We start from the raw sequence: 16,612 nt of genomic DNA on the forward strand, positions 1-16,612 counted from the left end.
CCTTTCCCTCTTCGATCGGCAGCAGGCGTCAGCCGGCGCGCTGCTGGGCCTGCTGGGCGAGTTCGCGGGCCGTCCGGATCTGCTCTTCGGCGAACGCCGCCGCTTCCTCGTCCGTCATGTTGGGACGGCGGATCTGCACGGCGTTCTCGTTGAACCAGCGCTCGCAGCGCTCGGGGACGTCGACGATCGGCTGGCCGTACTCGTTGAAGTCCTCAGGCTGGCCGAGCAGGGTGATCAGGTCGACCTCCTGCTCCAGTGTCAGGCGGCATTCGTCGATGCGGACCTGCTGCAGGCGCGTGGCGCGGTTGATCTCGGCCTGGATCTGCGTGCGCACGAAGCGGGCCCAGTCCTGTGCCGCCCGGCGCGAGCCGGGATATTGCGTGCCGCGTTCGAACGCGTCGAGCGCGCCCTGGCGGTTGCCGCGCTCGAACCGCACGGTCCCGAGGAGCACCCAGGCATCGCCGGTCTCGTCCAGACCGCCACGATTGAGCGCCGTCTCGAACCAGCGCTCGGCCGCTTCGAAATTGTTCAGCTGGTAGTGCGCTTCGGCGAGCTTCAGCGCATTCTCGCCATCGCCGGTGATTTCCGCGATGCGCTCCAGCACCGGGATGGCCCGGTCGAACTCCGCCGCCTGACGCCACATATTGGCGAGGGTTTCCAGGTTGCGGACGCTTTCCTCGACGCAGCCCGCATTGATGAAGCGCTCGAGCAGCGTCGCACCGCGATACGGGTTGTTGTAGTAGCTGTAATACTGGGCGAGGTTGAGCAGCCGGCTGCCGTCCTCACAGCGCAGCAAGCCGTTGAGATACATCAGCTTGTTGGCTTCGAACGCGTCTTCCTCGCGCCCGGTCCGAGCGAACAGGGCGATCAGGTTCTGCCAGGCCGTCCGGTTGTCCGGATAGTAGGTCAGCATCTGGCGGATCACCCGCAGCTCGTCGTCGGGCCGCTCGAGCGACTGGTAGTAGGCCTGCACGAGCGAGAAGTCGGAAAAGCTCATGCTCTCCGCGGGCGTATTGTTGTAATAGTGCTCGGCATAGCGCAGGCCTTCGCGCCAGCGCTCTTCCTGGGCATAGGCCTGGGCGAGAAGCTTGCCGATCTGGTTGGTCAGCGTCGCACCGTTCTGGAGCGCGAGTTCGATCTGGCGAATGCCCTCGGTCACGTTGTCCTGGACCATGTAGAGCTGGCCGATATTGATGCGCAGCGAGTTCGCCTCGTCGGGAACGAGCGCACGGGTATCGATGGCGGCCAGGAAGTCCTGGATGGCGCCGGAGTAGTTGTCCTGCTGGAACCGGACCTGTCCGCGCATCCGCAAAGCGATGGAACGCTCGTACGGCGTCAGTTCCATGCCCAGCACGCTGTTGAGGATCTGAATGATCTGATCCAGCGGGGGCGGTTCCTGGTCGAGCAGTTCCTGGACCTCGAGAATCCGTCCACCGACGGCAGCCGACAGCGTGCGCTGGATCTCCTCCTCTTCCTCGTTGTTGTTGCGGCGCTGCGCGCTCGCGTCCGTTGCGACCGACATCGCAATCAGGCCGGCCATCAGCAGCGCACTTGCTGCCTTGATCCAGTTGAATGGATCACTTGTCCTGGAGCGGATCATCCGAGTCTCCCAATCGCTAGTTCGAGCGAAGCGCGGGGCGGTGCCCTGACGGACCCGCCCCGCCTCGCGACTAGCCTTCCTCAAGCTGATAGTCGATGCGCGTCTGGACGCCGCGGCGCCAGACCGCGTTGCCTTCCTGGATCTTCGGCTCGTAGCGCCAGCGCTCGATGGCGCGGACGGACGTGCGTTCGAAGATCGAGCTGGTGCAGTTGACCGCCGAAATGTTCGTCGGGGTGCCATCCGGGGTCACGTCGAAGCGCATGTCGCAGTGCCCTGACAGACCGCGTTCGGCGGCCCGCGGCGGATATTGCGGCGGGATGCGCACGAGCGGCTGGGCATCGCGGTCGGAGACGTCGAAGCTGACCTGGTCGCCGGCGAGATCAGGCGCCTCGAACTCGGGCAGGTCGCCGACGACGGTCTCCATGCTCTCGTTGGGCTGATCCGCCCGCTCCCGCTCGATCTGCGGCGGCGGGGGCGGGGGGATCACCTCCTCCACCTCGTCGATCTGCGTTTCGCGGCGGCGGGCCTCGACCTCCTCGACTTCCTCGGAGATCGAGATGCGAAGATCCTCACCCTCCTCCTCGGGGGTGAAGTCGCCCCCGGAGATGAGGATGTCCATGAGCACGAACAGGAGGAAGGTCACAATCCCAGCGATCGGTATCCCGACGATGAGACGAATGATTGAAGCCATCTTTCGTACTCCTCCTACGATCTTTCAGTCGAGATCATGACGGTTTCGACCTCGAGATCCTCAAGCAGCATTTCCTGAAGATCGAGCACGATCCCGACCGGAGCCCCCTGGTCGCCCTGGATCATCGCCTCGGCGCGCGGATTCTCCTCGAGCAGCTGCTCGAGCGCATTGCGCACGTTGGCCATGTCGTAGACCCGGCGGTTGACCCAGATCTCACCCTGTGCGGTGACCGCGATGAGCAGGGTCGGCTTCTCCTCCTCGACGATCTCGGTCTCGGGCCGGGCGACTTCGACACCGGGCTCCTTCACGAAGACCGAAGTCACGATGAAGAAGATCAGCAGGATGAAGACCACATCCAGCATCGGAGTAAGATCGAGTTCGGCCTCGGTCTCCTCCGTCATCACGCGGCTTTTTCGGCGCGCCATAACAGTTCTCCCTAAGCCTCGTCTTCACGCTGGATGGATACCGGAACCCCGTTCACCTTCATCTGGTCCCAGATGCCGACGGTGATCCCGTGATGGGATTCATCATCGGGCTGGATCAGAACCGCCGAGCCCGGCTGCTCCGCCCGAATCCGGGACACCGCGGCGAACACCCGGTCGACCCCGGTCCTGTCCTGGTTGACGAAGACGTTATTGTTCTCGTCGATCTGTACCAGGATAACCGGGTTTTCCGACTGCGGCTGGTCCTCCGGCGGAGGCGGGGGCGGCCGCATGTCGATCCCTTCCTCCTGGAGGAAGGTCGCGGTCACGATGAAGAAAATCAGCAGGATGAAGACGATATCCAGCATCGGAGTCATGTTGACTTCGGCCTTGTCGTCTCCTCCTCGATTACGCCTGCGCATGGGTTACTCCACTTCGAGTTCGTCGGCGAGCTCGTGCACGCGCTGCTTCGCCATACGCTCGATCTGGTTCGAGAACAGGAGCCCTGAGAGCGCGGATACCATGCCGGCCATGGTCGGGATGGTCGCCCGCGCGACGCCCGAGGACATCGCACGCGCATCCGACGAGCCGGAAATGGCCATCACGTCGAACACCGCGACCATGCCGGTCACCGTGCCGAGCAGGCCGAACAGGGGAGCGACCGCGACCAGGGTCTTGATCAGCTCCACGTTCTGCTCCGCCTTCAGCTTCACCTCCGAGACCAGCTGGTCCCGGATGGCGTGAGCGTACCAGGAGTGGTGGTCGCTGCGCGCCGCCCACTCCTTCTTGGTACGTGCCGCCACACCACTGTGGGCAAAGGCGAAATAGGCCAGGCGCTCGAGGATGAAGGCCCACATCACGAAGGTGAGAGCCATGATCCACAGGAGCACCGGGCCCCCGCGCTCGAGGAACTCCTGCAGGCCGATGATGATGCCTTGGAGATTCATCGATGCGCTCCCTTAAGCCTGGCCGCGCTCTTCAGCGTGACGGGCAACGATACCGGCGGCCTGTTCTTCCAGGGTCTGCTGCGCGCCGCGCGCGAAGCTCGCCGCGAAGGAGTGGATGAACAGGAGCGGGATCGCCGCGATAAGACCGGACACCGTGGTCACCAGGGCCTCGGAGATACCGCCGGCCATGATACGCGGGTCGCCCGTACCGAACAGGGTGATCTGGGTGAAGGTCCGGATCATGCCGGTCACCGTACCCAGAAGACCCAGCAGCGGGGCCACGCCGGCCGCGAGCTTGAGGAAGTTCAGGCCAAGCTCGAGCTTCGGCGTCTCGCGCAGGATCTGCTCGTCGAGCTTGAGTTCGATCGTCTCGATCGGACGGTCCTTCACGCTCTCGTAGGCGAGCATGACGCGGCCGAGCGGGTTGCCCTTCGACGCGGTCGACTTGCGCTTCTGCGCGTTGATCGCGTTATTGGTCATGAAGAGCGAGAGCAGACGCCACAGACCGAAGAGGGCCGAGAAGATGAACAGGCCCGCGATGATCTTGGCGACGATACCGCCCTGCTGGAAGCGCTCGGAGAGGCTCGGCACGTCCTTGAAGATGGCGAGCAGCGCGCCGCGCGAGGGATCGAAGGGCCCCTCGACGATCTCGTTCGCGTCCGCATTGGCCAGGCTGGACGCGGCGCTGAGCAGACGGCCCGGCGGCTGGGCCGGCAGCACGGACAGGACATAACCGGTCGTGCGGTCATCCTCGTTGGTGGACCACTGGAGGAATTTCGGTCCGCCCGACATGGCGAAGATGTCGAAGGTGCCGACGCGCGTGACGGGAACCGGATTGCCGTCGTTGAGGCCGACGACCTGGCGGTCGAAGGTGACGACTTCCGCCTGGGCGTTCATCTCGTCGATCATGACGGTGTAGATGCGCTGCAGGTCGTTGGCGTCCGGCAGCGTGCGGCTTTCGGCCAGGTTCTCCAGCGGAACGTGACGGTTCGGGAACTGCGCCGACACGATCGAGGCCTGGATCAGCGAGGCGAACTCGCCGGCGGTCTGGCGGGCGACGCCGAACAGTTCGCCGAACGCGCCCTGCTCTTCACGCAGCTGCGCGTCGAGCCGGGAGATCGTCTCCTGGTTTTCCGCGAACTGTTCGCGGTTGGCGTCGGCCTCGGCCTGCAGCGCGTTGAGGCGCGAGCGGGCCTGGGTGACGAGCTGCTGCTGCTGGGCCCGCTGGCTGCGGAATTCCTGCAGGCGCTGCTGGTTTTCCGCCTGGGCTTCCTGGGCGTCCTGACGCACGCGCTGGAGCAGTTCGGAAATGGAGGACACCGGTTGGCGGTCGACCTGGGCGGCCGCGGTACCGGCGAGGAGCGTAGCGCCGAGAGAGACGGCGGTCGCCAGCTTGATGATCGTTTTCATCTGTTTCTTTCTCCGTCTCTACCGTTACTGAGCGCGTTCCGGCCCGGGCAGCGGCGCGATGAAGACCTCAGGCGTGGTGACTTCCTCGCCGATGCGGATCGCGCGCTGTACGTTCTGCGCGAAGCTCCCCGGCAGGGCGCGCCATTCCTGATTGTCCTTGGTCATGATCTCCATCTCGCCCGCGCGATCTCCGCTCTGGAAGACGCGGATCAGCGCGACGCGGCCGAGCTGGAGGAATTTGACGTCCTGGGGAACGCCGTCGAGTTCGACGACGTCGGAGTAGACGCGCAGCGACCGGCCGTAGGAGGACTCGATCTCGTAGGCGTTCAGGATGACCCGGTAGGTCTCGGCCACCGACACGGTCGCATCGCCGAGCAGGTTACGGATATTGTCCAGGCGCGACTGGCGCAGCTGCATCTGGAAGGGCAGGTCCTGCGCGATGAAGTCTTCCAGCGCGACCGTCATCTCCAGCAGCATCGGAGTGACCTCGGCCTCGAGCGTGTCGACGCGCTCCAGCTGGCGCTGAAGCTCGGAAATCTCGACCTGCTGGGACTGCAGGAAGACTTCCTGCTGCTGCACGAAGACCTCCTGGTCCTCGATCTGCTGGCGCAGAGCGAGATACTGGCGCTCGAGGTCGTCGGCCTGGTCGGCGACCTCGTCGATCTGTTCCTGAGCCTGAGCCCCCTGCTGGGTCGACGAACGCGCCACCTGCAGCGCCTGGTCGAGCGGGCTCTGGGCGAACGCTGCCGACCCGGCCGCCGCGGCGACCCCGGCCAGCAGCGATGTGCGGATCCACTTCATGGTGTTGGACATGCCTTGCCTCACAGTAGCTGACGCGGATTTCAGTTGCCGCGCGCTTAGCTTACCCTCAATTCGACGTCAGCCAGCGTCCCGCGCCAGCCTCGGCCCCCTACACAAAATCGGGACGCCGCAAACAGCGTCCCGGCAACCTTGCGGTCGCCGCTGTTAGTCGACGGGAATAAACAACTCGTAACATCCCCATCTCACGCGGCGTTGCCCGCCGTCTTGAGTGTTTTGAACGCCTCTCGGCGCCTGGCGAGGGACGCTAGCACCGCGCTCATGCGGCAATCAACCTCGCTAACACCGTTCATGCGGTACGAAACGCAGGTCGGCGTCCCTCAGTTTCCTGGCGCTTGCAAAAAGGCGGAATTGAGGCGCGCGCCGCCGCCGCCGCGCCGAACCCGGTTCGCGTGAGGGATTCCCGTTGCAGGCAAGGCGAATGCCCCGCAGGCGAACCAACGCCGGGGCGCGGCGTGATCCGGCCGGGTGGAGAAGATGCAACAGTGTAACGAAAAATGGCTGGGGCGCCAGGATTCGAACCTGGGAATGGCGGTACCAAAAACCGCTGCCTTACCACTTGGCGACGCCCCAACGCGTCCGCCGCTCTCCGCGGCGAGGCCGGGTAGATAGCCCCTCCCCGCGCCATATGCAACGGGCGAGCTTCAGCAGCTCGCGGCCCCTTGCAGTTCGGCGCTCGCCGCGCGCACGGGCGGTCTGCAGCGGGGGTGCCATCGGCGTATTGCGCCTGTCCGGTGACTTGGATATAAGCCGCGCTCCGGTTCGGAGTATAGCTCAGCCTGGTAGAGCACTGTCTTCGGGAGGCAGGGGTCGCAGGTTCAAATCCTGCTACTCCGACCAACCTTTCCCGCGCGATCCCGACGCGCGCTGACGCATTTCTGCATCAGCTGTCCGCGACGCCGGCCCGCCCCTACAGTTGGGGCTCGATTCGGCTATGTCTTCTCCCTACAGTCGCACCCGATGCCGGCCTGCGGGGGGCAGGCGCACACGCGAGGGGAATATGAAACAGTTCTGGATCACCTTCTTCGGCTCGATCGTCGGGGTCATCATCGGCTCGGTGCTGACCGTAATCCTGGCCGTGTTCCTGATCGCGGGCCTGATCGGTTCGGCCATCCAGTCGGCAGACGCACCCGCGCCGCTGCCGTCCGGCGACATCGTGCTCGAGCTGGACCTGCGCGAGACGCGGCTCGACCAGCCCACGCGCTCCCCGTTCGCCTTCACGAACCCGCTCTCCACGACCGAGATCATCGCGGCGCTCGAGCGCGCCGAGAGCGACGAGCGGGTGAAGGGCATCTTCGTGCGCGCCAACGAGTTCGGCATGCCCGGCGCCCAGGCCGAGGAACTGCGCCGCGCCTTCGAATCGCTCGAGGCGGCCGGCAAGTTCGTGATCGCCCACGCGCAGGGCTTCGAGGGCACGGGCGTGGTGAACTATTTCGCCGTCGCCGGCGCGAGCGAACTCTGGCTGCAGGACACGGCAGGCTTCGCCGCCACCGGGCTTTCGACCGCGACGCCGTTCCTCGGAGGGTTTTTCGAGCAGTTCGGCATCGAGCCGGAATTCGTCCAGTTCTACGAGTACAAGAACGCCGCCAACGTCTATACCGAGACCGACTACACCGAGGCCCATCGCGAGGCGACGCTCTCCTATCTCGGCTCCATCTTCGATACCGCGATCGAATCGGCGGCGAGCGACCGCGGCATGGAGATCGCGGCGATGGAAGCGGTCATCACCTCGGGCCCCTACTCGGCCGAGGAGGCCCAGCAGGCCGGTCTGGTCGACCGCCTCGGCCATGTCGTCACCGCCCGCGAGGCCGCGCTCGAGCGCGCCGGCGGCGTGGAGGCCACCCTCGCCATCGAGGACTATTTCCACGCCGCTCCGCCCGCCACGGGCAACCGCGCACCGGCGCTGATCGCGCTGGTCTCCGGCCAGGGCGCCATCGTGACCGGCGAGGGCGAGGCCGGCTTCGGCGGCGACGAGCTGATCGGCAGCGACCGGCTCGCGCGCGCCATAGACGCGGCGGTCGAGGACGAGGACGTGCGTGCCATCGTGCTGCGGGTCGACAGCCCCGGCGGCTCCGCCATCGCGTCGGACCAGATCTGGCATTCCGTTGTGCGTGCGCGCGAAGCGGGCAAGCCGGTCGTGGTCTCGATGGGCACGCTCGCGGCCTCTGGCGGCTATTACATCTCCGCGCCGGCGAATCTGATCTACGCCAACGCCACCACGATCACCGGATCGATCGGCATGCTCTCGGGCAAGCTCGTCATCGACGACGCGCTCGGCCGGATCGGGCTCAATGTCGAGCCGCTGCATGTCGGGGGCGATTACACCCTCGCCTATTCCAGTCAGACGCAGTGGACCGAGTACCAGCGCGAGGCCTTCTACCGCCTCGCCGAGGACGTGTACGAGGACTTCACCGAGAAGGTGGCCGAGGGCCGCGACCTGCCGCTGTCGCGCGTGCAGGAAGTCGCCCGCGGCCGCGTCTGGACCGGCGCGCAGGCGCTCGAGCTGGGCCTCGTCGACCGCATCGGCGGGCTGCGCGACGCCATCGCGGCCGCGCGCGAGCTCGCCAATATCGGCGAGGACGAGGCCTATGAGGTCCGACACTTCCCGTCCAAGCCGACCCCGCTCGACGCCTTCCGCGAACTGTTCGGCATCACCGCCGAAGGCGCTGAAGCGGCCGCGCGGGTCAACGCGCTGATGGACCTGCCCGAGGTGCGGGCCCTGATCGAAGCGCGCGAGCAGAGCCGTTCGCAGAGCCTGCGCTTCGTCACGCCGGAACGCTCGCCGCAATAGTGCCGCGACCGATTCGCCGCGAACCAACCGGCCCGCCGATCGGCGGGCCGGTTTTTTTGGGGCTACACGGAGAAGAAGCCGAGGATCACCACCCCGACGAGGGCAATCGCCATCACCAGCAGATAGGCGAGGTCAAGCGCCAGCGTGCGCAGCACGGAGGTGATGCGCGAGCGCGCGTAGACCACCCGGTGCATGCGGTAGAGATAGACGTTGGAATAGACGAGAAGCGCCAGAAGCACCCAGCCCGCGCCGATCAGCGGCGCGGCGAGCACGCCGAGCGCCATGGCCAGAAACAGGGCCGAATGCAGGTGCAGCGACACGATCAGGTGATCGTAATAGAAATACCCGCGCCGCCAGACGAAGCTCAGCGCGAGCAGGCCGGCATAGATCGGCACCAGCACGAACATGATGCGCGGCACCCAGGCCATCGTCTCGTCCGCCCAGCGTTCGGGGTCGGCGGCGATGCGCCTCAGCTTCTCCTCGATGGAAGCATGCAGTGCGCCCGCCGGCGCGCCGGGTGCCTGCGCGCCGGTCGCCCCGCCGGCTGCGCCCTCCGCGGCTGAACGCGCCGCTTCCGCGCGCAGCGGTGCGGCGGCGCGATCGATCATGTCGAGCGCGGTGATGGCCTGGGCCGCCTCCTCGGCGGTCATCTCGCCGCTTTCGCGGGCCGCCGCCACCTCCTCGCGCGCGCTGTCCAGGCTCGCGGCCTGCTCTGCCGGCAGCTCGAGCTTCGGCCCGTCCGCCATCAGTCCGAGCAGCAGGAAGAAGGCGAGCGACGCGATCAGATAGAGCCGGAAGGGCGGGATGAAGCGCGCCCGCTGGCCCTTGAGGTAGCGCCGGGTGACTTCCCCCGGCCGGATCATCAGGTCGGGCAGGGTCCGGGCCACACGCCCGTCGAGATAGACGAGGCCCTCAACGATCTGTGCGACCAGCGAGCCGATCGGACGGTGATACCCGTCATCGACCTGTCCGCAGACGTGGCAGACCGGGCCCTTCAGTCCGGTCCGGCAGTTGGCGCATTCACCGTCTCCCGCATCGGACTCCAGCGCTGCCGGGCGCGAGGGACGCACCCGCACGCCGAGGCCGGCGGCCGCGACATGCTCGGCGACCGTCCCGGCCGCCTCGTCGATTTCCTCGCTCATCGCCCGCCTCCCGCCGGGACGAACCGGTCTGCTATTGCAGCTCGGCCTCGGGCGCGTTCTCGCCTTCGATGTCGGCGAAGCAGAGATAGCGGGTGCGGTGGATATGGACGATATTGTCCTCCCAGCCCGTCACCGCCGGGTTCACCAGCGCCTTGTTGACGTAGAAGGTAACCGGCCCGTAGGCGGATTCGGCCAGCATCAACTGCTCCGCCTCGCTCAGGAGCGCGGCGCGTTCCGCGGGATCGAGCGTGCGGTTGGCCTGCTCGACCAGAGCGTCGTACTGCGGGTTCGACCAGCGCGAATAGTTCATCGGCACCGAATCGGTTTCGGCGAGGAAGAGGAAGTTGTAGGCGTCGTTGTAATCGCCGATCCAGGCCCCGTCGCCGATCTCGTAATCGCCCGCGCGCAGGTTGGAATAGTGGATCTGCGTCTCGACCTGGCCGATATCGATGCGGACCCAGTCGGCGATCTCGGCCCAGTCGCGCTGCAGCACCGGGGCGATGCGGGGATTGTCGCCCGTCGCGCGGAAGGTGTAGTTCAGCTCGAGCGGATTGTCCGGTCCGAAGCCGGCCTCCTCGAGCAGGCGGCGTGCCTCGGCGCGGCGCTCCTCGATCGGCACCTCGCACCAGGGCGTCTCGGCGGTGCCGGGATAGTCGTTGACCCCCGGCGGCACGAAGGCGCAGGCCGGCAGCGAGCCGTCGCGCAGGATTTCCTCGGCGATGAAGGCGGTATCGATCGCCATGGAGAGCGCATTCCTCACGCGCACGTCGTTCAGCGGCTCGACCGTCGTGTTGAAGGAGAGATAGCGCGTGCCGAGAAAGGGATGGACGCGGACATAGTCCGGCACCTGCTCGCGCAGGAATTCGAGATTCTGTCCGGCGAAGTCGGTGATCAGGTGAAGCTCGCCATTGCGCACCCGGCGCTCGGCGGCCTGCACGTCGACGGTGGGATAGTAGAAGACCTCGTCGATGCAGACATTCTCGTTGTCGTAGAACTGCTCGTTGCGCGAGACATGGACGAAGTTGCCGGCGCGCCATTGCTCGAGCTTGTAGGGGCCGTTGGTCTCGATATTGGCCGGCTGGATCCAGGCGTCACCGTGCTCTTCGACCACGTGCATCGGCACGGGGAAGGTGGTGTAGTGGGTCAGGAGGCCCGGCAGGTAGGGCGCGGGGAATTCGAGCTCGATGACCAGCGTGTCGGCGTCGACGGCCGTGACGCCGAGTTCCTCCGGCGGCAGGCCGCGAAGGTTCACCGCCTCGGCATTCTTGATCGGATAGAGCAGCGAGGCGTAATTCGCCAGAGTCGCCGGGTCCATGATCCGGCGGAAGGCATACTGGAAGTCGAAGGCGGTTACCGGCTCGCCGTCCGACCAGTAGGCCTCGCGCAGCTCGAACGTCCAGGTGAGGCCGTCCTCCGAGGTCGTCCAGCTCTCCGCCATGCCCGGGACCGGCTCGGCCTCGGCGTTCTCGGTGAACAGGCCGATGAACATGTCGCCGATGATGTTGTTCTCCCAGGTCCCGCTCGCCTTGTGCGGATCGAGGGAGAAGGGTTCGGCCATGTTGCCCCGGTGCAGGACGACCGCGTCGTTGTCGGTCTCGCCGTTCCCCCCGCAAGCCGAGAGGGCGAGCGCCGAAGCGCCGAGAGCGAGCCACTGGGTAAGTCGGCGGGTCATCACGATATCTCCCCTGGAATTTGCGTATAGCAGCAGAGGCCCCGCGCCAGCCGGCACGCGCCCCCTGCCTTAACCTTGTTGTCGCCAAGAGTATGCGAGGGAAAAACTGACGCAAGAGTGAACAGCCTGCCTGCATCGACAGAGCCGGCATCCTCGGCGATAGTCGGGCCTCGATCACCGGTCGAGAAGGGGAGATATTCGTGGCGGCAAGACGCATTCAGGCTCTGATGGGCGCAGTGGTCGCCGGTGCGGCGAGCCTGGCTCCGTCCATGGCGCAGGCCCAGGAGGGCGGAACCGATTCGGCAACGGTGCAAGCTCTGCTTGCTTGCCGCGAGATCGCGGAGCCGCAGGCGCGCACCGCTTGCCTGGACGCGCGCGTGGCCGATTTCGCAACGGCGCTCGACGAGGGCCGGCTCGTGGTCGTGGAACGCTCGCGCATCCGCGCGGTCGAGCGCGAGAGCTTCGGTATTGCCCTGCCGAGCATGGCCGCGCTGTCGAACGTGTTCGGCGGGGGAGAGGCCGAAGAAGCCGTGCCGGAAACCGAGACGCTGGACGATGGCACCACGGTCGTCTACCGCGCCGGCGGCGGGGTGGAGGAGCTGCGTGGCGCACCGGTCGCCTCGGTCGATACCGATCCCTACGGCAAGTTCATCGTGACCCTGGAAAACGGGCAGGTCTGGCGTCAGAGCGATTCGACACGCGTACGCAGCGTGCGCGCCCGCCACATGGATGGCCTGACCGCTGACATTTCAACCGGCCTGTTCGGCTCCATGTCCATGCGGCTCAGCCATTCCGGCCCGTCCTTCAAGGTGGAGCGCCTGCGCTAGCGGCGACGCCCGGACGACACAAAGGCCCGCCGGCTCGCGCCGGCGGGCTTTTTCATGAGGCCTCTCGCCCGGTCCGCGCCTGCCGCACGCTATCGATCCTTCGGATCGATCGCGTCGCGGTCATTGCATCATGCGCGCTATCGATCCTTCGGATCGATCGCGTCGCGGAGGCCGTCACCGAGGAAGTTGAAGCAGAACAGGGTCAGCATCATCGTCGCGGCCGGGGCGATCAGCGTCCAGGGCGCGATCTCCATGTCGCGCGCGCCGTTGGAGATGAGATTGCCGAGCGAGGTCAGCGGCTCCTGCACGCCGAGGCCGAGGAAGGACAGGAAGCTCTCCGCCAGGATCACGACGGGAATGGTCAGCGTGACGTAAACCACCACCGGACCGAGCACGTTGGGCACGATGTGGCGCCGGATGATGGAGAACTGGGAGACGCCGGCGGCCTGAGCGGCCTCGACGAATTCCATGCCCTTGAGCGCAATCGTCTGCCCGCGCACGATGCGCGCCATGGTCAGCCACTCCACCGCCCCGATGGCGACGAAGATGAGGATGATGTTCCGCCCGAACACCACCATCAGGATGATCACGAAGAAGATGAAGGGCAGCGAGTAGAGCACGTCGACGATCCGCATCATGATCTGGTCGACCCGCCCGCCGAGGAAACCGGCCGTGGCGCCCCAGACCACGCCGATGGCGAGCGAGACCATGGTGGCGACCACCCCGACCATCAGCGACATGCGCAGCCCGACGAGCACGCGCGCGAACAGGTCGCGGCCCTGCGCATCCGTGCCGAAGAGGTGAAGGTTCTCCAAAGTCGGCGCCATCTGCACGCGGTCGCGATAGATCACGTCGCTCTCGTGCACCCACAGAAGCGGGCCGATGAAGGCGAGGAAGACCAGCACGGCGAGGATCACCAACCCCGTCACGGCCGCCTTGTTGCGCATCAGCCGGGCGCGCGCATCGTCCCAGAGCGAGCGGCCCTGGACCGCCGCCTGCTCGATGAACTGCGCCTTCTCGCGCGGGGTCGAGGTGAGCACCATCAGTCGTATTTCACCTTCGGATTGAGGGCCGCGTAGAGGATGTCGGCGATCAGGTTCAAGATCACGATCAGCGAGGCGTAGAGGATCACCACGCCCATCACCACGGTGTAGTCGCGCTGCAGTGCGGCCTGCACGAACTGGCGCCCGATGCCGGGCAGCTGGAAAACCTGCTCGATGACGATGGACCCGGTCAGCAGCGCCGCGGTCGCGGGGCCCAGATAGCTGACGATGGGCAGAATCGCGCTGCGGAAGGCGTGCCGCGAGATCACCGCCGGTGCCGACAGCCCCTTGGCCCGCGCGGTGCGGATATAGTTGGAGCGGATCACCTCGATCATCGAGGCGCGCATCAGCCGGGTGATGATCGCGATCTGCGGCAGGGCGAGCGTGACCACCGGCAGCAGCAGCCGGTCCGGGGTCATGCCGCGCATGGGATCGAGCCCGCCGCTGGGCAGTAGGCCCAGATAGAGGCCGAAGACCAGGGCCAGGATCGGGCCCATCACGAAAGGCGGAATGACGATCCCCACCGTGGCGAACGCCATGAAGCCGTAATCGGCCGGCTTGTTCTGCCGCAGCGCCGCGGCCGAGCCGAAGATCGTGCCGAGGATCAGGGCGAGCGTGATCGCCAGGACGCCGATCGTCGCGGAGACGGGGAAGCCCTCCCCGATTATGTCGGCAACGGTCTTGTCGCGGAACTTCATCGAGGGCCCGAGATCGAACTGGGCGAGATTCCACAGATAGTCGAGATATTGCTTCCAGACCGGCTGGTCCATGCCGAAGGCCGCCAGCATGTTCTGACGGATCTCCTCCGGCATCGGGCGTTCGAGATCGAACGGCCCGCCAGGCGCCAGGCGCATCATGAAGAACGCCACGGTGATGATCACGAGAATGGTCGGGATCGCGATCAGGATGCGGCGGAGAATGTAACCGTACATGAAATTCCGGGGCTGATTGGCAGGCGGTCTTTGTCAGGTTTGCGACACACCGGATCAAGGCGCAGGCGCAGTGGGACCGGCTTTTGGGACGTGTTCAAGCACTTAGGGGTTGAACGGCGGATGAACCGGGAAAGGCGCGCGAGGGTGAGGCGAACGCGCCACACGACCGGGGGTTTAGTCGGACAGGCTGACGCGCGCCGTCCCCGGACCCGCCGGAGCAGGCTCGGGTGCGAGTGCGGCGGCGGCCACCTTCAGGCCCAGCACCAGCACGGCGGTCGCCGCGACGAGGCGCAGCCGGCGGCTCAGAAATCTCCAGAGTTCAGGCGTCACGAATCCGGCCCTGTCTCGTTGCGGTGCAGCGGAAACCGATCACGCAAATGCGGGGCCGGGGCGCGGTCATGTGAATTGTCACCCGCCTGCGCGCCTGTACACTTCCCGCGCACGAGGCTTCACCCGTGGAGACGATTCGCCGATGCCGAGCACGGCCTGGTGGCAGGACTTCCGATACGCCGACGGCGTGGTCCATGTGAAGAAGACCGGCATCGACGTGCCGGTGGAGCCCGGCGTCGTGTCCGAGACGCTGACCTGGCTCGCCTACTATGCCCGCATCGAGGCCGCACGCCTGTCGGTCCGCGCCGACGGCCCGCGCGTGTGGTTCGCGCCGGATCGGCCGAGACCCTGGTATCTCGTCTGGCCGGTGCTCCAGCTCGCAGGCCTGAGGGTTGCGCGTTCGCCCGAGGAGGCCGATCTCGCCTTCGCGTTCGAGGACCGCACCAAGACCGCAGCCCTCGCCCTGCCCGTCGACCTGGCGGTGATCAACGGAGCCTGCCTGGACGTGTCGAAGTCGGCGGTGGCGGCCGTGTTCGAAGCCGTGTTCGGCCGTGCCCTCGCCGTCGATCCGCAGAGCTGGAACGGCGCGATGGTGAGGAAGTCGGAGGCCAACGGCGTCCACGATGGCCACCTCGTCGAGGGTCCGCTGCGGGGAGAACCGGGCTTCTGCTATCAGCGCCTGATCGACACGCTGGCGCCGGACGGCTGCGTCGAGGATCTGCGCTGCCCGACCGTCGGCGGCGAGATCCCGGTCGTCTTCGTCAAGCGCCGCGAGGCCAGCCGCCGTTTCGCCAACGCCAATGCCGAGGTGCACATGGCAACGCCGCAGGATGTGCTATCCCCCGAGGAGCGCGCGGCGATCGCCCGCTTCTGCGCCGCTATGGGACTCGAGTGGGGCGGTCTCGACGTGCTGCGCGACCGGGCGAGCGGGGAGATCTACATCGTCGACGTTAACAAGACCGACATGGGCCCGCCCATCGCCCTGCCCCTGAGCGACAAGATGCGGGCCACGCGCGCGCTCGCCGGGGCGCTGCGGGCCTATGCCGAAACCGTCGCAGCCACGCGCGAGGCCGCATGACCGCCATCCCCTTCAAGCGCGACTTCGCGTTCGAATACGGCCGCTGCGATACGCTCTCCCCGCTGATCCGCCGCGTGATCGCCTCCAACGCGGGTCCGTTCACCTTCACCGGGACGGGAGTGTATATCGTCGGACGCGGCACGGTCGCGGTGATCGATCCCGGCCCCGTCCTGCCCGAGCATGAGGCCGCGCTCGACGCCGCCTTGCAGGGAGAATGCGTGAGCCACGTGCTCGTCACGCACCACCACATGGATCACTCCCCCCTGGCCGCTCGCCTCGCGGCGAAGCACGGGGCGAAGACCTACGGGCGCCGCCCGAAGCCGACCGAGCCCTCCGGCGGGGAAGTGCGCATGGAGGCCGGCGACGATCTCGGCTTCAGGCCCGATGTCGAGATCGCCGATGGCGACGTGTTCACCGGCCCCGGCTGGACGATCGAGGCGTTGCACACGCCCGGGCACACCTCCAATCATGTCTGCTACGCGCTGAAGGAGGAGAACGTCCTGTTTTCCGGCGACCATGTCATGGCCTGGTCGACCTCGGTCGTGAGCCCGCCCGACGGCCATATGGGCGACTATGTCCGCCAGCTCGAGCGCATCCGGGAGCGGGGCTTTGCCCGGCTGTGGCCGACCCATGGCCCGGCGGTCGAGGAACCCGATACCTTCCTTGACGCCTATATCGCGCACCGTCGCGGGCGCGAGCGCCAGATCCTCGCGGAACTGGCGAAGGGCAACACGAAGATCCGCGACATGGTCGCCTCGATCTATGCCGACGTGGACAAGCGCCTGCATCCGGCCGCGGCCCATTCGGTGCTCGCCCATATCATCCATCTGGTGGAGAGGGGCGAGGTCACGACATCGGGCACGCCCGGCCTGGAGAGCGAATACCGGCTGGCCCGGGCCGCCTGAGGC

16 protein-coding genes and 2 tRNA genes are annotated in these 16,612 nt (G+C 66.6%); 5 read left to right on the top strand and 13 right to left on the bottom strand.

What is annotated here, in order from left to right:
• Nucleotides 1-28: 28 nt before the first annotated feature.
• From JW792_RS07250 to JW792_RS07285, 8 genes are all read right to left on the bottom strand, one after another.
• Complete coding sequence (locus JW792_RS07250; protein WP_135996364.1) at nt 29-1,600, bottom strand: tetratricopeptide repeat protein; 1,572 nt, start codon at nt 1,598-1,600, stop codon at nt 29-31.
• Nucleotides 1,601-1,670: 70 nt separating this feature from the next.
• On the bottom strand, nt 1,671-2,291 hold the full coding sequence (locus JW792_RS07255) for an energy transducer TonB (protein ID WP_135996363.1): 621 nt from the start codon (nt 2,289-2,291) through the stop codon (nt 1,671-1,673).
• Nucleotides 2,292-2,305: 14 nt separating this feature from the next.
• Nucleotides 2,306-2,716: an ExbD/TolR family protein gene (locus tag JW792_RS07260; RefSeq protein WP_135996362.1), complete on the bottom strand. Its 411-nt coding sequence runs from the start codon at nt 2,714-2,716 to the stop codon at nt 2,306-2,308.
• An 11-nt stretch (nt 2,717-2,727) separates the two neighbouring features.
• Entirely contained in the window at nt 2,728-3,135 is a 408-nt protein-coding gene (locus JW792_RS07265; protein ID WP_135996361.1) for an ExbD/TolR family protein, read from the bottom strand.
• A 3-nt stretch (nt 3,136-3,138) separates the two neighbouring features.
• Nucleotides 3,139-3,660 carry a MotA/TolQ/ExbB proton channel family protein gene (locus tag JW792_RS07270; RefSeq protein WP_135996360.1) on the bottom strand — a complete coding sequence of 174 codons (522 nt, stop codon included), beginning with the start codon at nt 3,658-3,660 and terminating at the stop codon, nt 3,139-3,141.
• 12 nt (nt 3,661-3,672) lie between these two features.
• A complete protein-coding gene (locus tag JW792_RS07275) occupies nt 3,673-5,070 on the bottom strand; it encodes a MotA/TolQ/ExbB proton channel family protein (protein WP_135996359.1) in 1,398 nt (465 codons plus the stop codon).
• Between the two features lie 24 nt (nt 5,071-5,094).
• Nucleotides 5,095-5,883, bottom strand: coding sequence for a DUF3450 domain-containing protein (locus JW792_RS07280; protein ID WP_135996358.1), 789 nt, complete (start codon nt 5,881-5,883; stop codon nt 5,095-5,097).
• Between the two features lie 504 nt (nt 5,884-6,387).
• Nucleotides 6,388-6,462: transfer RNA gene (locus JW792_RS07285), tRNA-Gln, on the bottom strand.
• A 190-nt stretch (nt 6,463-6,652) separates the two neighbouring features.
• Here JW792_RS07285 and JW792_RS07290 point away from each other — a divergent pair.
• A tRNA-Pro gene (locus tag JW792_RS07290) sits at nt 6,653-6,729 on the top strand.
• A 160-nt stretch (nt 6,730-6,889) separates the two neighbouring features.
• Nucleotides 6,890-8,680 (top strand): signal peptide peptidase SppA, encoded by a 1,791-nt coding sequence (gene sppA, locus JW792_RS07295; protein WP_135996357.1) that lies wholly within the window; start codon nt 6,890-6,892, stop codon nt 8,678-8,680.
• Nucleotides 8,681-8,742: 62 nt separating this feature from the next.
• Here sppA and JW792_RS07300 read toward each other — a convergent pair whose 3' ends face one another.
• Both JW792_RS07300 and JW792_RS07305 read right to left on the bottom strand, forming a co-directional pair.
• Entirely contained in the window at nt 8,743-9,822 is a 1,080-nt protein-coding gene (locus tag JW792_RS07300) for a DUF3667 domain-containing protein (protein ID WP_135996356.1), read from the bottom strand.
• Nucleotides 9,823-9,853: 31 nt separating this feature from the next.
• On the bottom strand, nt 9,854-11,494 hold the full coding sequence (locus JW792_RS07305; protein ID WP_192900980.1) for a peptide ABC transporter substrate-binding protein: 1,641 nt from the start codon (nt 11,492-11,494) through the stop codon (nt 9,854-9,856).
• Nucleotides 11,495-11,694: 200 nt separating this feature from the next.
• Between JW792_RS07305 and JW792_RS07310 the strand changes: the two genes are divergently transcribed.
• Nucleotides 11,695-12,321 (top strand): hypothetical protein, encoded by a 627-nt coding sequence (locus tag JW792_RS07310; protein WP_135996355.1) that lies wholly within the window; start codon nt 11,695-11,697, stop codon nt 12,319-12,321.
• Between the two features lie 137 nt (nt 12,322-12,458).
• Here JW792_RS07310 and JW792_RS07315 read toward each other — a convergent pair whose 3' ends face one another.
• From JW792_RS07315 to JW792_RS07325, 3 genes are all read right to left on the bottom strand, one after another.
• Nucleotides 12,459-13,364 (bottom strand): ABC transporter permease subunit, encoded by a 906-nt coding sequence (locus JW792_RS07315; protein WP_135996354.1) that lies wholly within the window; start codon nt 13,362-13,364, stop codon nt 12,459-12,461.
• Nucleotides 13,364-14,296, bottom strand: coding sequence for an ABC transporter permease (locus JW792_RS07320; protein ID WP_135996353.1), 933 nt, complete (start codon nt 14,294-14,296; stop codon nt 13,364-13,366). The genes JW792_RS07315 and JW792_RS07320 overlap by 1 nt, the downstream gene beginning before the upstream one ends.
• A 174-nt stretch (nt 14,297-14,470) precedes the next feature.
• A complete protein-coding gene (locus tag JW792_RS07325; RefSeq protein ID WP_158291619.1) occupies nt 14,471-14,626 on the bottom strand; it encodes a hypothetical protein in 156 nt (51 codons plus the stop codon).
• A 142-nt stretch (nt 14,627-14,768) separates the two neighbouring features.
• Here JW792_RS07325 and JW792_RS07330 point away from each other — a divergent pair, with 142 nt between their 5' ends.
• Nucleotides 14,769-15,704 (top strand): ATP-grasp domain-containing protein, encoded by a 936-nt coding sequence (locus JW792_RS07330; RefSeq protein ID WP_135996352.1) that lies wholly within the window; start codon nt 14,769-14,771, stop codon nt 15,702-15,704.
• The gene (locus JW792_RS07335) at nt 15,701-16,609 is read left to right on the top strand and encodes an MBL fold metallo-hydrolase (protein ID WP_135996351.1); all 909 of its coding nucleotides are present in this window, start codon (nt 15,701-15,703) and stop codon (nt 16,607-16,609) included. The genes JW792_RS07330 and JW792_RS07335 overlap by 4 nt, the downstream gene beginning before the upstream one ends.
• Nucleotides 16,610-16,612 lie beyond the last annotated feature (3 nt).

Source organism: Marinicauda algicola, assembly GCF_017161425.1.
GTDB classification, from domain to species: Bacteria; Pseudomonadota; Alphaproteobacteria; order Caulobacterales; family Maricaulaceae; genus Marinicauda; species Marinicauda algicola.

Bases quoted from the DNA above. Each gene is read 5' to 3' on its own strand.
- JW792_RS07275 (WP_135996359.1), bottom strand. From the start codon at position 5,070: ATGAAAACGATCATCAAGCTGGCGACCGCCGTCTCTCTCGGCGCTACG.
- JW792_RS07265 (WP_135996361.1), bottom strand. From the start codon at position 3,135: ATGCGCAGGCGTAATCGAGGAGGAGACGACAAGGCCGAAGTCAACATG.
- JW792_RS07330 (WP_135996352.1), top strand. From the start codon at position 14,769: ATGCCGAGCACGGCCTGGTGGCAGGACTTCCGATACGCCGACGGCGTG.
- JW792_RS07250 (WP_135996364.1), bottom strand. From the start codon at position 1,600: ATGATCCGCTCCAGGACAAGTGATCCATTCAACTGGATCAAGGCAGCA.
- JW792_RS07305 (WP_192900980.1), bottom strand. From the start codon at position 11,494: ATGACCCGCCGACTTACCCAGTGGCTCGCTCTCGGCGCTTCGGCGCTC.
- JW792_RS07260 (WP_135996362.1), bottom strand. From the start codon at position 2,716: ATGGCGCGCCGAAAAAGCCGCGTGATGACGGAGGAGACCGAGGCCGAA.
- JW792_RS07315 (WP_135996354.1), bottom strand. From the start codon at position 13,364: ATGGTGCTCACCTCGACCCCGCGCGAGAAGGCGCAGTTCATCGAGCAG.
- JW792_RS07270 (WP_135996360.1), bottom strand. From the start codon at position 3,660: ATGAATCTCCAAGGCATCATCATCGGCCTGCAGGAGTTCCTCGAGCGC.
- JW792_RS07335 (WP_135996351.1), top strand. From the start codon at position 15,701: ATGACCGCCATCCCCTTCAAGCGCGACTTCGCGTTCGAATACGGCCGC.
- JW792_RS07300 (WP_135996356.1), bottom strand. From the start codon at position 9,822: ATGAGCGAGGAAATCGACGAGGCGGCCGGGACGGTCGCCGAGCATGTC.
- JW792_RS07320 (WP_135996353.1), bottom strand. From the start codon at position 14,296: ATGTACGGTTACATTCTCCGCCGCATCCTGATCGCGATCCCGACCATT.
- JW792_RS07280 (WP_135996358.1), bottom strand. From the start codon at position 5,883: ATGTCCAACACCATGAAGTGGATCCGCACATCGCTGCTGGCCGGGGTC.
- JW792_RS07255 (WP_135996363.1), bottom strand. From the start codon at position 2,291: ATGGCTTCAATCATTCGTCTCATCGTCGGGATACCGATCGCTGGGATT.
- sppA (WP_135996357.1), top strand. From the start codon at position 6,890: ATGAAACAGTTCTGGATCACCTTCTTCGGCTCGATCGTCGGGGTCATC.